Source organism: Pseudomonas nitroreducens (assembly GCF_014204515.1).
GTDB classification, from domain to species: domain Bacteria; phylum Pseudomonadota; class Gammaproteobacteria; order Pseudomonadales; family Pseudomonadaceae; genus Pseudomonas; species Pseudomonas nitritireducens_A.
Genome location: NZ_JACHLI010000044.1, coordinates 2549 through 19258, shown reverse-complemented (window position 1 = coordinate 19258; position 16710 = coordinate 2549). Strand labels below are relative to the sequence as shown.

At 64.6% G+C, this 16710-nt stretch carries 3 protein-coding genes; all 3 read right to left on the bottom strand.

All coding sequences use genetic code 11. The annotated features are described in order from the left end of the window. Window positions 1–38: 38 nt before the first annotated feature. The 3 genes from HNP46_RS32335 to HNP46_RS32325 all read right to left on the bottom strand — a co-directional run bounded on the left by HNP46_RS32335 (window position 39) and on the right by HNP46_RS32325 (window position 16663). On the bottom strand, window positions 39–2267 hold the full coding sequence (locus tag HNP46_RS32335; RefSeq protein WP_184597365.1) for a type I secretion system permease/ATPase: 2229 nt from the start codon (window positions 2265–2267) through the stop codon (window positions 39–41). A 2-nt stretch (window positions 2268–2269) separates the two neighbouring features. Further along, window positions 2270–3856: a TolC family outer membrane protein gene (locus HNP46_RS32330; RefSeq protein ID WP_260403326.1), complete on the bottom strand. Its 1587-nt coding sequence runs from the start codon at window positions 3854–3856 to the stop codon at window positions 2270–2272. 1431 nt (window positions 3857–5287) lie between these two features. Next, window positions 5288–16663, bottom strand: coding sequence for an Ig-like domain-containing protein (locus HNP46_RS32325; RefSeq protein WP_221455197.1), 11376 nt, complete (start codon window positions 16661–16663; stop codon window positions 5288–5290). Between the last annotated feature and the right edge of the window lie 47 nt (window positions 16664–16710).

Genomic DNA, 16710 nt, shown 5'->3' with positions numbered 1-16710 from the left:
CGCGCGGTAGCTTTCGGCGACTGCGAATGCGCGCACCGTCATGGCGGCGTGGGCGCTGGCATCGTCGCCGGCGTAGTCGTGGGGGCACGGGCGAGGGGCTGATCGGGTGTCTGCGCCGGCTGCGGTGCAGATGGTTTCGCCACCTGCTGGCTGAGTTTGTTCAGCACAGCCTGTTTGGTGTCGTCAAGCACCACCTTGCCGTTGTCGACCACGATGATTCGGTCGACCCAGCGCAGCACGCCGGGACGGTGGGTGGCCACTACCAATGTGCGGTCATGCAGCCAGAGATGCAGGTTGTTGATCAGTTGCTGCTCGGCGACTTCGTCGAGCCACGCGGTGGGCTCATCCAGTAGCAGCACGCGCGGGTCGCGTAACAAGGTGCGGGCCAGCAGCAGCGTCTGGCGCTGGCCGCCGGAAAGCCCGCGACCACCTTCGAGTATCTGGTAGTCGAGGCCTTCTGGCTGTGCCTGTACCAGGGCCAGAGCGCCGCTCAGGCGCAGGGCGTTGAGCAGTTCATCGTCGCTGGCGTTGGGCCGGCCCATGGTCAGGTTCTCGCGCAGCGTGCCGAAGAATAGGCTGGCCTGCTGGCTGAGGAAGGCCACGTCGCGGCGCACATCATACGGGTCGATCAGCTCCAGCTTCAGCGAGTCGAGCATAAGCATGCCTTCCTGCGGCCGGTACATCCCGGCCATCAGTTGCAGGAGACTGGACTTGCCGGCGCCGTTGCGGCCAAGAATGGCGACCTTCTCGCCCGCGGCGATCTTCAGCTGGGGCACTTCGATAGCTTGGCGGGCATCTTCCTGACGGTAGCGAAAACGCACATTCTCCATGGCGAAGTCACCGTGGATCACTGGGCGGTGCAACATGCGACCTGTCTCGGCGGTTTCCACCGGGCGCTTCATCAGTTCTTCAAGGCCCTCGCGGGCGACCTTGGCCTGCTGCCAGCGCGCCATGATCCCGGATATTTGCGCCAACGGTGAAATCATCCGCGACGACAATATTGACATGCCTATCAGCGCGCCAGTGGTCATGCTGCCTTCCATCACTTGGAAACAGCCGACCAAGATCACCACCGCGTAGACCAGAGTCTGCACTTCCTGGGTCCAGGTCATGAGCGCGCCTGAGATAAAGCGTTGGCGCATGCTGATGTCCGCCGACACGGCGTTGAGGTGATTCCATTGGCTCTGAAAGCGCTGCTCGGCGCGTAGTTGCTTGATGTCCTCGATGCCTTGTACCGCCTCCACCAGGATGGCATTTCGGATCGATGACTCGCGCATGCCTTCCTTGGACAGCTTGGCCAGGCGCTTCTGCGCCAGCAGGCCGGGAATGATCAGCAGCGGCAGCACCGCCATGGGCACCAGCGCCATGCTGCCGCCGACCACCCAGAGCATCAACAGGAACAGGAAGAAGAACGGTAGATCAGCCAGGGCGCCAAGTGTGGTTGAGGTAATCAGTTCACGCACTTGCTCCATCTCACGCAACTGCGAGATGAACGAGCCGGTGGACTTCGACATGGCCTCGTTGCGCAGGCGAAGGGCGTGACCGAAGACCCGGTCGGAGATACGAAGGTCGGCGCGCTTGCCGATCTTGTCACTGAGGCTGGTGCGCGCCAGGCGCATGCTGAACTCAATGGCCACCGCCAACATCACGCCGCCGAAAAGCACCCACAGGGTCGGCTCGGACTGCGCCGGCACCACGCGATCGTAGACCTGCATGGAGAAGATCATCGAGGACAGCGCCAGCACGTTGGCCACCATTGAGGCGAGCATCACGTCGCCATAGCGGCGCCAGTCCTTGAGCACAATGCCCCAGAACCAGTTCGGCTCATATGGCTTGATGTAGTCATCGACGCGCATGTCGGGCACGGCGACTTCCGGACGTAGGCAGAACACCCGCTGCACCCGCTCGCACACCTCGCTCACCGGCAGGGCCTGAAGGACGCCCTGCTCACCGCTCAGGCGCACACCGACAAGGCCCTGACCATCAACGCTCTCGATGACCCCAACTTGGTCGCCGGAGAACTGCGCAAGAACCGGCAAGCGCCAGGGATCCAGCACGCCCTTGCTCAGCGGCTCACTGCGCAGCGACATACCCATGTCGCGAGCCATGCGCTGCAGTTGCTGGTCAAGGTCCCGGGAGGGCATCCACTCCAAGTCGACCCGCACCCGCTCTTCGGAAACGTCGAGGCGGTAGTGCCGGGCCAGGAACAGCATCGCGTCCAACCAGGGAGCGTAGGCAGCTCCAGACTTCTGCGCTTGCGCGGTCATTATTAGATCTCTCCCTTGATTTGGAAGATGTCGTGCATATGGCCGGTGGCGTTGATGAAACTAACCTGGGCGGCCCAGAGTTCGTGGCGTGCGTTCACCAGGTCGCTGCGCGCCTGGAAGATTTCCTGCTCGGTATTAAGGAGGTCAAGCAGCGTGCGGGTACCCAACGAGAGGTACTGCTCACGGTACAATTGCTGGGTGTCATGAATGTTCTTCTCGCGCTCGGCGAGCACCTTCAGGCGCTCCTGCAGTCCGTTCATCTGCTGCTGCAAGGCGGTCCACTCGTCGCTGGCCTCAAGCTTCTTGGTGTATATACGCTCTTCCGCCGCACGTACCGCTTGGCCAGCGCCGCGCACCCGCGCCGAGGGGGCGCCGCCGGCGAACAGGTCGTGCTTGACGCCCACGGTGAGCGTATACACGCGATCACCCGCCATCTCGCCGGCGTTGCCCATGTACTTGCTGACGCCACCGTCGACAGTAAAGGTCGGCATGGTGTTGGATTTGGCTAGCGACAGTTGCGCCTGCGCCGCTTCCACCTCGACCTCGGCCAGGCGCACGGAGACGGGGTACTCCGGGGTCGGCTCGATTCCCTGAACGGCTTGCAGCAAGCGCGACTCCGGCACGCTGACGCCGGGTTCAGGGATGTCCCGGCCGATCATGATACGCAGCTTGATGCGCTGCTGCTGCAACTGGGTCTGGATGGCCATCAGTGATGACTGCGCTGCCTCGACCCGTGACTGCGCTTGGATCAGGTCGGCCTGTGTGCTTGCGCCTTCGCTAGCGCGCTGGCGTGCCAGCTCGCGCAGGCGTTTGATACCGTCGATCTGGCCGTTGGCGACCCCCAGCAGGTCGCTGTAGTGCGACACCTCGACCAAGGTGAGCGCCGACTGCCGCGCCACTTCGTCGGTGGTGGCCATTAACTGGAACTGCTGCACGCGCACACCGGCTTCAGCGCTCCTCACCGAACTGGACACCTTGCCGAAGTCGTAGATCATCTGCGAGGCGCTCAGCGACAGGCTTTGGCCGTTGCCGTAGGCGCCCTGCTTGCCGGTGTTAAGGCCGGTCTGGATGGTCGGCAGGTAGCCGGCCTTGGCCACATCGATGCCTTCGCGCTGCTGGTCAACCTGGGCCGCGGCATCGCGGATCGACGGGTAGGTTTCCACAGCCAGAGTCACCGCCTGCCAGAGATCGAGCCTGCCGCCAACGGGCACAGCATTGGTGTCCTCGGCGACCCAAGCGCGGGCTAGGTGGTCCACCGACATATCCAGCGCCGATCTAGCCGGAACCTTGGCGGGCGCAACAGGACGGAGCTCAGTCGAAGCCAAGCGTGGCTCTGTCGGCGCGGCATTGAGGGGCGCCTGCTTCGCTTCGCCGGCCTCGCTTTTCTCCATGGTCGCGCCCTCCGCCATGGCGGAGGGCGCGTACGCGTGCATGGGTGTAGCGCTGCCGGCGTCCAGCCACTGGCATTCGGGATTGCAAATCATCCGTTTGGCGGACTTCGCCGGCGTGTCCGACACTTCGTTCGCAACAGCGAACGGAGACATCGCCAACAAGACTAATGCACCCAATTGAAAGTTCTGGAAATACATCTGAGACACCCTGGAAAACTGTGTCGTAATGCTACAGATCGGCAAAGAATCTATAGTTAGGAAAAATCTTAAAGAGCGCGCTATTTTTAGTTACCTTGGGAGCGCTAAATAAACGAATAACCCAAATAGACCGAGACAAATCCACTCAGAAGCCTGCAGGAATAATCGCATTTACGAATCATAGCGGAGATTTCATAGATTCGATCATGCACGCCAACTGTCGAACTTAAAGAAAATGAGTCGCAGTACCGGCAGCTGCCCAGTTCGTATACTCGGATGCGCGGCCCTGGAAGCCACCCTGCTTCCTAACCGGTTTCGCGACGAGAACTGAGGGAGGCAACGCAGTGTCATGTGACACGGCGATTTACCCCTGGCGACATCGAAGATCCAACTCCTGAATTGATCAACTCTCTGACGTTATTAGACTTGCCCGGCCACTGTTACACCGTTAAGTTGATGCCTCCCCCAGGCGCCCGAATTCGCGAGGTGAGCGGTATTTCAGTGCGCTATGCGTGTTCCTCGTTGTAATGCTCTAAGGCAATGCTTAGGTTGTGCAGTGCTATCGATCAGGTCTGGGCACGTGGCGGATGTAGTCTCGCTTGATGGCCTTCACGAAGCTTTCCACCATACCGTTGCTATGGGGCTATACACTGGGGTTGCCAGGGGCAGCAGCCCTATCTGCCGAGCAAAGGCACAGGGCTGTTCGGCGGTATAGGCCAAGCCGTTATCGCTTAGCCATTGCACCGGCGATGCAGGCAACTCGCCGCCGAAGCGTTACTCGATGGCTTCCACCATCACGTCGTGGAAGTCGCTGCCACTGTAGCCGCTTGGGGCTAACCACCCAACTGATAGCCTCGCGGTCGCAGCAGTCCAGGACGTAGGCCACGCGTAGTTTTTCGCCATCCTCGCAGCGGGCTCGAAGCCATCGGAACACCTGCAGGTGTTGCTTGTATCCACGGCCACGCGACCTTTGTGACGCCTTACCACACCCGGCTGTTTGTGTCGCCGCTCTAGATTCATATCGTGGTCACGCGTGACGCGCTAACCCCACTCACGCTGACCAGCGGATGGGCTTTTTCCTCATGCTGCCGACGCAACAGACACCAGGCCCGGCGATAGCCATAGCTACAGCGGGCTTGATCTGTTCGACCAAGACAGCATCGTTGAGGGTCCGACGACGGTGCGGCTGCGTGCGGTGTTCAAGTCGAGCAGTCAATTGGGGCGCCGGATAACCGCTGGCGGATGCTCGTTTTTACCTCCAACGACATCCATGGCAGACGGCCTCCTGCGCTCAGACAGCCATAAAAAAGGCGCGAACCAAGGTCCGCGCCGTTGTCGAATAGCGACCGAGTGCGTCGGGATCGGAGACGGTGGAGCGCCAGCCAGGCAAATCAAGATTGGCAGGCTTCCACCGTTTCAGCACAGCAGCTATCAAACTACATGCAAGCCCTCCTGGATAAGCAAGTGCGCATAGGACTCGCTGGTCGACTTGTAGACGTCATAGGTGACATTCTTCTCTGTAACCTGCGCGGTCTTCGACCAAGCGCTGAGGTCGATGTCGACGGTGTCGAACACGCCGTTCTGACCCGCGTCGCCGGTGACCTTCAGGGTCTGCTCGTCGTTCGCGTCCTTGCCGGTGACGTTCAGCAGGTCGCCTATGGTCAAGCTGAGCAGTTGGCTGATGCCCTCGGTCAGATGGACGGCCTCAATGTTCTCCACTTTGTCCGCGATGGCCGCTAGGTTCAGCGGGTTGTGCGAAGCCCACACCAAGGTGTCGTGACCGGCGCCACCGTCGATATGGCTGAAGCCGGTACCGTCGATGATGATAGCATCGTTACCTCCGCCACCGCTGGCGTTGGTGTAGCCGCGGGCGTCAAGCATGTCGTTGCCGGCAGTACCTACTGCGTCGGAGACCGGGTGGTAGTCGACGTGAGTCGCGCCACCTTCCGGTACCGGTGGGGTTAGGCCGAGGGTCTCGTCCAGGTCCAGCAGGCGGCCCTTGATGGCGGTGTCGCTGCCATCGCTCACGCCGCTGTCGGTCCAGCTCACGAACAGTTTGCCGCTGTCCAGGAAGGTGGCGGAGATCTGTGTCTGATCACCTGTCACCAACTGGTTGACGTGCAGCTCCGGGCCCACCTTGTGGCCGGCGTCGTCGAAGTACTGGGCGTAGACACCGTAGGTGCCAGTGCCCGGCGCGCCTTCGCTCTTCGAGGTGTAGACCACCACGAAGCCGCCGCCCTCACGGGGCACCACAATCGGCTCGGACTGATCGCCCAGGGCGTTTCCGGACACCAGGAACTCGTTGCCCAAGGCCTCGCCCTTAGCGTCGAACATCCGCCCCCAAGTACTAAGGCCGGACTGGTCGAGGCCACTGTTGTCGTTGGAATCCCAGGTGACGATGAAGTTGCCGTTGGATAGCGGCGACACCGACGGCGAGGACTGCTTGCCAGCGGAGAGCTGGTTGGCCAGCACTTCGGCGCCCAAGGACTTGGTGACCGGATCGTAGATACGGAAGTAAGACTCCACGCCCGCAGCGCCACCGGCGTCGCGGTTGTAGGCGATCACCACGGTGCCATCCTTCAGGGTCGCCAGCGACGCCGCGTCCGGGCCTGCCGAGATGTAGTAGGTGGCATCGCCCACCTGCACATCACCGGTGACCGGCGTACCATCGGCCGAGTACTGGCGCATGAACATGGCCCACTTGCCGCTCGTGCCGGTGGTGTTCGAGCTCCAGCTGATGATGTAGCCGCCGTCGTCCAGTGCGGTGATGTTGGAGTAACGCTGGTTGCCAACATCGTTGATGTTCACCATGTACTCGCCGCCCTTGGCGACCGCACCATTGATGTGGCCCTGCAGGTCGTAGGTGTAGCCGTACTTCTGCTGCATGATGGCGTCGTTGCCGCCGGCGTAGCTGGTCCAGCTGACCACGAAGCTGCCGTCCTTGAGCACTTCCACCGCGGGTTTGCCCTGGAAGTTGGCGGTGGTGCTGTTGACCACGAACTCGCCGCCCACCGGCATGCCCTTGGCGTCGTACAGCTGCGCCATCACACAGTCGTTGGAACCGTCGCCGCTGGCCGACTCCCAGACCACCACGAAGCCGCCGTTGGGCAGGCGCGCGGTGGCCGAGTTGTCCTGGGCGCCGCTGGTGGTGCTGTTGACGCGGAACTCCGAGTAGTTGCCGGCATCGATGTCGATGACGGTGCCCTGGATGCCCCAGCTGTTGCTGTCGGCCTTGTCGCTCTGCCAGGTCACGTAGACATTGCCATCCTGCAGCAGGGTGGCGTCGAGCACGTTGGTCAGGTCGGAGCTGGAGCTGACCGCGCCCTGGTTGCCATCGGTAGTCGGGTTCACCAGGAACTCGCGGCCGAGCTTCTCGCCGCTGGCGCTGTAGCGCTGGGCGAAGACCGCCGAACCGCTGCCGTCGCCGCCTTCAGAGCCCCAAACCACCAGGTAGCCGCCATCGTTCAGCGCCACCGCGGTGGGCTTGAACTGGTCGCCCGAGAGGTTGCTGTTGACGCGCACGTCGCCCATGCCGATCTGCTGCACAGCACCGGTGGACGGGTCCACGCTGTAATGCGCCATATAGATGTCGAAGCCGGTGCTGCCCGGCGGGTTGCCCTCCCAAATAACCACGAAGGTTCCATCCTTCAAGGTGATCACGTCCGGGTAGTCCTGGCTGTTGCCGGTGGTGCTGTTGACCTGGAAGTTGACGCCCAGCGGGGTACCGTCGGCCTTGAAGATCTGGCCGATGACGCCGGTGCTCGACTTGTCGCCCGGGCCGCTGTAACCGCTCCACACGGTCACGTACATGCCCTTGTGCGCCGCGTCGCCGAAGGCTGCCATCTCCGGCGCGCCCCATGCACCGTAGCGGTTGCCACTGCCCACGGTCACGTCACCGGTCAACGGCTTGTTGTCCGCGTCGAAAGTGCGCTGCACGATCAGGTCGGTGTTGCTGCCATCGGGGTTGCTCGACCAACTGATGGTGTAGCTGCCATCGGCATGGGCCACCGCCGATGCGCCCTTCTGGCCGCCAGCGGTGTTGACGTTGACCAGGAACTCGTCGGTCAGCGGCGTGCCATCGGCGCCGTAGCGGCGCGCCATGACGCCGTCGGCGTTGGTGTCCGGGCCGGCCTGGTAAGACTCCCAGACCACCAGGTAGCCGCCGTCGGCCAGCGCGATGACCTGCGGGCTGTCCTGGTTGTTGGCGTTGCGCTGGTTGATCAGTTGCTCGGTGCCGATCTTGGTCACGCCGTCAGCCGCGAACAGCTGCATATACACATCGGCGTTGTCGGTGGAGGTGTCACCGCTCTGCCAGACGACGATGATCTTGCCGTCGGCCAGCGTGGCGCTGCTCGGGTTCGCCTGCGGGCCGGACTCGGTGGTGTTCACCCCCACGGTGTGGCGGTCCAGCTGGTAGTCGGCCAGGGCCGCGCCCTGGATGTCCACCGGCAGTGCCTCGTGGCCGTTGGCATCGCGGGCCGACAGGGTGCCCTGTTCGCCTTGCGCCAGCGGGTTGGGGTACATCGCCCAGCGGCCGTGTTCGTCGGCGGTCACGGAGTGGCTTACGCCCTTGCCGTCGACCACGGTGACGATGGCACCCGGCTCGGTGCGGCCACCGAGCTGGTCGGCGCTGTTGTGGTCCAGGCCTACGCTGAGCACGCTGACTTCCGGCGGGTTGGCCGGCTCGTAGTCGATACCGGTGACGCCTTCGCCCTTGGGCGGCGGCGGGGTCAGGCCGAAGGATTCGTCCAGGTCCACCAGGCGGCCCTTGACCGCGCTGCCGCTGCCGTCGCTGACGCCGGCGTCGGTCCAGCTCACGTACAGCTTGCCGCTGTCCAGGAAGGTCGCGGAGATCTGCGTCTGATCGCCGGTCACCAACTGGTTGATGTGCAGGGTCTGACCCACCTTGTGGCCGGCATCGTCGAAGTACTGGGCGTAGATACCATAGGTACCCGCGCCCGGCGCCGCGTCGGTCTGCGACTGGTAGATGACCACGAAGCCGCCACCCTCGCGGGCCACAACTATCGGCAAGGACTGGTCGCCCAGGGTGCTGCCGGTGGCGAGGAACTCGCCGCTCACCGGTTGGCCGGCGGCGTTGAAGATCCGCCCCCAGGTGCCGTAGCCGTATGCGTCCGGGCCGCTGTGGTCGTTGGAGTCCCAGGTGACCACGAAGTTGCCGTTGGCCAGGTGGGTCACGCTCGGCGACGCCTGGTTGTTGGCGGTGGTCTGGTTCGCCACGATTTCCGCGCCGAAGGTCTTGGTGACCGGGTCGTAGATGCGGAAGTAGGCATCGTAGCCGGCGCCGCCGCCACTGTTGCGGGTGTAGGCGAAGACCACGCGGCCGTCTTCCAGGGTGCTGATGCCGGTTGCGCGGGTGTCGACGGTGTCGGCCATGTTGGTGTCGCTGACCATCTGCTCGCTACCCATCGGGGAGCCATCGGCCTTGTACTGGCGGGTGTAGATGTGCCATTCGCCGCCTACGGAGGACTTCCAGGTCACCATGTAGCCACCGTCTTCCAGCGCGGTGATGCTGGAGTAGCGCTGGCTGCCTGCGTCGTTGACGTTGACCATGTACTCGCTGCCCTCACGGACCGCGCCTCTGATGTGGCCGTCGAGGTCGTAGGTGTAGCCGTACTTCTGCTGCATGATGGCCTCGTTGCCGCCGGCGTAGCTGGTCCAGCTGACCACGAAGCTGCCGTCCTTGAGCACTTCCACCGCGGGTTTGCCCTGGAAGTTGGCGGTGGTGCTGTTGACCACGAACTCGCCGCCCACCGGCATGCCCTTGGCGTCGAACAGTTGCGCCACGACGCCATCGTTGGAACCGTCGACGTTGGCCGATTCCCAGACCACCACGAAGCCGCCGTTGGGCAGGCGCGCGGTGGCCGAGTTGTCCTGGTCGCCACTGGTGGTGCTGTTGACACGGAACTCCGAGTAGTAGCCGGCGTCGATGTCGACGACGGTGCTCTCGATGCCCCAGCCGCCGCTGTCGGCCTTGTCGCTCTGCCAGGTGACGTAGACGTTGCCGTCTTCCATCACGGTGGCGTCGAGCAGGTTCTTCAGGTCGGGGCTTTCGCCGGCCCAGCCCTGGTTGCCCTCGGTGGTCGGGTTGACGATGAACTCGCGGCCGAGCTTCTCGCCGCTGGCGCTGTAGCGCTGGGCGAAGACCGCCGAACCGCTGCCGTCGCCGCCAGCCGAACCCCAGAGGATCATGTAGCCGCCGTCGTTCAGCGCCACCGCGGTGGGCTTGTACTGGTCGCCGGCGAGGCTGGTGTTGACGCGCTCGTCGCCCATGCCGATCAGTTGCACGGCACCGGTGGACGGGTTCACGCTGTAGTGCGCCATGTAGACGTCGTAGCCGGTGCTGCCCGGGGGGTTGCCCTCCCAGACCACAATGAAGGAACCGTCCTTCAGGGTGATCACGTCCGGGTAGTCCTGGCTATTGCCAGTGGTGCTGTTGACCTGGAAGTTGTTGCCCAGCGGGGTGCCGTCGGCCTTGTACAGCTGGCCGATGATGCCGGTGCTGGCCTTGTCGGACGGGCCGTTGTAGCCGTTCCACACGGTCACGTACATGCCGTTGTGCGCCGTGTCGGTGAACGCGTCCATCGCCGGTGCGCCGTACAGGCCGTAGCGGTCGCCGCTGCCCACGGTGACATCGCCGGTAACCGGCTGGTCATGGGCGTCGAAGGTGCGCTGCACGATCAGGTCGGTGTTGCTGCCATCCGGGTCGCTCATCCAGCTGATGGTGTAGCCGCCGTCGGCGTGCGCCACCACCACCGGCGACTTCTGGCCGCCAGCGGTGTTCTGGTTGACCGCGAACTCGTCGCCCACCGGGCTGCCGTCGGCCGCGTAGCGGCGCGCCATGATGCCGTCGGCGTTGGTGTCCGGGCCGGCCTGGTAAGACTCCCAGACCACCAGGTAGCCGCCGTCGGCCAGCGCGATGACCTGCGGGCTGTCCTGGTTGCTGTAGTTGCGCTGGTTGACCTGCTGCTCGCCACCGATGCGGGTCACGCCGTCGGCTTCGAAGAGCTGCATGTAGGTTTCGTAGTCGCTCGAGCTGCCGCCCTGCCAGACGACGACGATCTTGCCGTCCTTCAGCGTGGTCACGCTCGGGTTGGCCTGGTCGCCCGATTCGGTGGTGTTCACCTTGTCGGTGTAGCGGGTCAGGTCGTAGCTGGCCAGCACATCGCCCTGGATGGCGATGGGCTCGGACTGGTTGCCAGCGGCATCGATGACGCTGATGCTGCCGTCCTGGCCCAGGCCCAGCGGGTTGGGCTGGATGCTCCAGCGGCCGTCCTGGTCGGCGGTGACGGTGTGGCTGGCACCCGCCTTGTCGACCACGGTGACGATCGCGCCCGGCTCGGTCTGCCCGGCCAGTTGCTCGGCGGTGTTGATATCCAGGCCGACGTTCGGCGGCAGGGTATCGACCACGAACAGCCACGGCTCGCTCGGCTCGGTGGTGTTGCCGACCTTGTCGGTGATCACCGCGGTGAACGCGTGCTCGCCATCGGCCAGCGGGTTTTCCGGCATGTAGCTCCAGGTGCCGTCTTCGCCGACGACCGTGCTGCCCATGACCTTGCCGTTGTCGGAGATGGTCACCAGGGAGCCCGGCTCGCCCTTGCCGGAAATGCTCGGCGTGGTGTCGCTGGTCAGGTTGCCGGACACCTGGGTGGTGAAGTCCTTGGTGACGAACGACAGCAGTTCAGGCACCTCGGGCTCGCCGGTGTACAGCTCGATCGGGAAGTTACCGGTGGTGGTGCTCCACTGGCCGGTGCCGTCCTGGGCCTGGGCATAGAGGTACTTCATGCCGTCGCCGCCCAGCAGGGACAGGTCGGAGGTGGTGATTTCCCACTCGCCCTGGGCGTCGATCAGCGCCGAGCCCACCAGGGTGCCCGGGCCGTCTTCGCTAAGGCGCGCGTACAGGTACAGCGTGGCGCCGGCCTGGCCGCTGCCGGTCAGGGTCAGGGTGGTGTCGTCGGTGAAGTCTTCCTTCTGCAGGTAACCTTGCTCAGGGCCGAAGTCGTCGGTGACGTTGGTGATGACCGGTTCCTCTGGACCACCGACGCGGATAGTGAAGTTCCAGTCGTCGGTGCGCGGGCCCTCGTTGCCGGCGGCGTCCACCGCGGCGGCCGAGAAACTGTACGAGCCATTGGCCAGGGGCTCGGGCGTGAACGCCCAGTCGCCTTCGGCATTCACCGTGGCGGTGCCGAAAAGCTCACCGTTGCTGTAGATGTTCACGTACTGCGGGCCGGAAGCCGGGTCGACGTGACCGCTGTAGGTTGGGGTGGAGTCGTCGGTCGCCTCGGGCCCGTTGGAGACAATGGTGCCGGTGAAGGCGCCAGCGTCGTCGTACAGGTCCAGGTCGCTGATGGCGCCCGGCGCGGTGGTGTCCACGTTGACCTCGAAGACCAGGCTATGTGCGCTTTCGTTACCGGCCTTGTCGGTCGCGGTGACGGTCAGCTCGTGCTGGCCCTCGGCGAGCTTCTCGGTGTCGCCGGTGGGGTTCCAGTTCCAGGCGCCGCCCGGGCCGGCCACCACACTGCCGAGCAGTTCGCCGTTGTCGTAGATTTTGATCAGGTCGCCTTCGGCGCCGCTGGTACCGTACAGGGTCGGGCTCTGGTCATCGGTGAAGCCACCGCTGGCCAGTTCGCCGGTCTTGCTGCCGACGTCGTCGACCACCTTGCCGATCGCCGGAGCGTCCGGTGCGCTGGTGTCGATGGTCAGGGCGAAGCTGGCACTGCCTTCGGTGCCGGCCTGGTTCTTGGCCACGGCAGTGTAGTTGTGCGCGCCTTCGCTCTGCTGCGGCAGGTCGAAGTGCCAGTTGCCCGCGGCATTGGCGATTGTGCTGCCAATGGTGGTCGCGCCTTCCTTGATGGTCACCACGGCGTTGGCGGTGGCGGTACCCTCCAGGCGTGGCGTGGCGTCGTCGGTGACGCCGTTGGCACCGATGTCGGTCTGGATGCTGCCGACGTCGTCCTTGGCGCGCAGGATGCTGACCACGACGGTGCTGGTGTCCACGGTGAAGTTCAGCGGGTCGCTGGCTTTGCTGGTGTTGCCGGCCTTGTCGGTGACGCTGGCGCTGATGCTGTGCTCACCCTCGCCCAGCGGTTCGGACGGGGTGAGGCTCCAGTTGCCGCTTGCATCGACGATGGCGGTGCCCAGGACGGTGTCGCCATCCTTGACGGTGACGGTGGCGCCAATTTCCGCGCCACTGCCGGTGAATGTCGGCAGGTTGTCGTCGGTGACGGTGGAGGGGTTGATGGCACCGGTGAGCTCGCCGATATCGTCGGCGGCCACTACCATGCCCGGCTTAGCCGGCGCGAGGGTGTCGAGGACGATGTCGTACGGACCGGCAACGGAGCTTACCTGGCCCACGTCGTTGACGGCCTTGGCGGTGATGTTCTTCACGCCATCGGCACCCAGGTCGCCGGTTTCGATGCTCCACTTGCCATCGGCGCCGACGCTGGCGCTGCCGACTTCGTTGCCGTCTACATACAGGTGCACGACGGTGTTGGCGTCGGCGGTGCCCTGCACGGTCAGACTCTTGTCGTCGGTGCTGTCGCCCTTCTGCAGCGGGCCGGTGAGGCTGCCCTGGTCATCCAGCACGGTGCTGAACGAGGGCTGGCTGGGCCGGTTGCTGTCGCCTTCGACGGTGAAGCTCCAGTCTGGGGTCTTCACACCGATGTTGCCAGCGGCGTCCACGGCTTCCGCGCGGAAGTCATGATTGCCGGCTTCCAGCAGCGGCGACTGGAAGCTCCAGCTACCATCCGCGTCAACAGTGGCGGTACCCAACAGCTTGGTGCCGTCGTAGACGTTGACGTAGCTGGCTTCGCCGGCGGCCAGGCGCCCGCTGAACTGCGGACGCGCGTCGTCGGTGGGGCTGCCCCGCCCGATGGTGCCAGTCTTCAGACCGACGTCATCGTACAGGTCCAGGTCGCTGCTGACGCCCGGCGGGGTGGTGTCGACGCTGAAGCTCAGCGACGGGCCCTGGGCGCTTTCGTTGCCGGCGGCGTCGGTGGAGGACGCGCAGATCTGGTGCGCGCCTTCGGCCAACGGGGTTTCCGGCTTGTACTGCCAGTTGCCGCCGGCGTCGACGATCGTAGTGCCGAGCTTGCTACCGTTGTCATAGACGGTGATGACTTCACCCGGCTTGGCGCCGCTGCCGCCAATTACCGGCGCGTTGTCGTCGGTGACGCCGCCCGGCTGCAGTTGCCCCTGGTGCTCGCCGACCTTGTCGGCCACGGTCACGCCGGTTGGCGCAGGCGGAGCCTGAGTATCGATGGTCAGCTCGAAGCCGGTACTGGCCTCGTTGCCGTTGGCGCCCTTGGCCACGATGCCGTAACTGTAAGTGCCGTCGGTGTGCTCCGGCAGTTCGAAACTCCACTTGCCGGATTCGTCGGCAACCACCGAGCCGAGCACGGTGGCGCCCAGCAGGATGCTGACTACGGCACCGGCGCTGGCGGTGCCGATCAGGGTCGGACGGGTGTCGTCGGTGATAGACTTGTCGCTCAGGTCGCCGGTCTTGCTGCCGACGTTGTCGACGGCCTTGGTGACGCTGACGGTGATCGCGGCGGTATCGACGATGAACGCCAGCGCGTCGCTGGGCTTGCTGGTGTTGCCCGCGGCGTCAGTGGCTTCGGCGGTGATGCTGTGCTCGCCCTCGCCCAGCGGTGCCGATGGGGTAAAGCTCCAGTTGCCCTGGCCGTCGACGGTGGTGGTGCCCAGCACAGTGTCGCCGTCCTTAATGGTGATGACGCTGCCCGGCTCGGCCTTGCCGCCGAGGGTCGGCTGGTTGTCGTCGGTGGTACCGCCGGCCTCGATGCTGCCGGTGACCTTGCCCTGGGCGTCGACGGCGCCGATACCTTCCGGCTTGGACGGGGCGACGGTGTCGATCACCAGGCTGAACTCGGCACTGGCGCTGTTGGCGCCGTTGTCGATGCTAGCGACGTAGGTGTGCGCGCCGTCGACCTGGGCCGGCAACTCGAACGTCCAGTTACCCTGGGCGTCGACCAGCGCGCTTCCGATTTCGGTGCCGCCCTTCAGGCTGATACGCACGGTATCACCGGCCACGCCCTTGCCGTGCAGGCTCGGGGTGCGGTCGTCAGTCACGCCGCCCTTGGCGATCTCGCCGGTAATGCTGCCGACGTTGTCTACCACCTGGGTGATGCTGACCTTAACCTCGCTGGTGTCAACCTTGATCGGCAGTACGTCGCTGAGTTCGCTGACGTTGCCGGCCTTATCGGTGGCGGTGACACTGATGGCGTGTTCGCCATCCTCCAGCGCCGACGGGGTAAACGACCAAGTGCCGTCTTCACCGACGGAGGTGCTACCCAGAACGGTCTCGCCGTCCCTGATGGTGATGACGCTGCCCGGCTCGGCGCTGCCACCGAAGGTCGGGGTAGCGTCGTCGGTCACGCCGCTGCTGATAGCGCCGGTGACGTCGCCCTGGTCGTCGATGGCGGTGATTGAGCCCGGCTTGCTCGGCGCGCGGGTGTCGACGGTCAGCGCGAAGCTAGCGTTGGCGCTGTTGGCGCCATTGCTGGCGACGATGCTGTAGCTGTGCGCGCCCTCGGCCTGCTGCGGCAGTTCCAGGGTCCAGTTGCCGCTAACGTCGGCGATGACGCTGCCTAGCACGGTGGCGCCTTCCTTGACGGTGACCAGCGCACCGGCGGTGGCGGTGCCCACCAGGGTCGGCTTGCTGTCGTCAGTGGCGGCATTGTTGGCCAGGTCACCGGTCTTGTCGCCGGCGTTGTCCAGCGCCTTGGTCACGCTGACGCTGACCACCTGGGTGTTGACCACCAGTTCCAGGACATTGCTCGACTCGCTGACGTTGCCGGCCGGGTCTGTGACCTGGATGGTGATGCTGTGCTCGCCTTCGACCAGCGGTTCGGACGGGGTAAAGGTCCAGGTACCGTCTTCGCCAACGGTAGCAGTGCCCAGCACCTTGTCGCCATCCTTGATGGTGACGATGGCGCCCGGCTCGCTGCTGCCGCTGAAGGTCGGGGTGGTGTCGTCGGTTACGCCGTCAGTGATTGGGCCGGTAATGGCGCCGACGTTGTCTTCGCCACCCGGCACGCTTGGCTTGCCCGGCACGGTAGTGTCAAGGACGATGCTGAAGCCTCCGGTTTCCGGGCTGGACTGGCCAGCGGCATCGACTGCCTTGGCGGTGATGGTTTTCTCGCCGTCGACGCCCAGGTCGCTGGCAATGATGCTCCAGCCGCCTTCGGCGTCGGTAGCAACGCTGCCGACTTCGCTTCCGTTGACATACAGATGCACCACGGTGCCCGGCTCGGCGGTGCCGGAGACGGTTGGTGTCTTGTCGTCGGTGACTGCGCCCGGTTGCAGGTGGCCGCTAGTGATCAGACCGAAGTCATCGCTCACGTGGTTCAGCGACGGCGCCTGTGGGGCGCTCAGCTTGAGGCTGAAGTCCCAGCCATCGGTCTTGGCGCTTTCGTTGCCAGCGCCATCCACCGCCGCGGCCTGGAAGTTGTGCGAGCCGGACAGCAGCGGTTGCGACGGGGTGAAGGACCACTTGCCGTTGGCGTCCACGGCAGCCGAGCCGATCAGTACGCTGTTGTCATAGATGTTGATCGACTTCACATCGCCGACATCGGCCAGTTCGCCCTTGAATTCAGGACGCGCGTCGTCGGTCACACCGCCCTTGGCGATCGGACCAGTGATGGCGCCAACGTCATCGAGCAGTTGCAGCGAATCGGAGTTCTGCGGATCGACCGGCACGGTCGGTGCCTGAACGTCGACGGTGAAGTCCCAGCCATCGGTCTTGGCGCTTTCGTTGCCAGCGCCATCCACCGCCGCGGCCTGGAAGTTGTGCGAGCCGGACAGCAGCGGTTGCGACG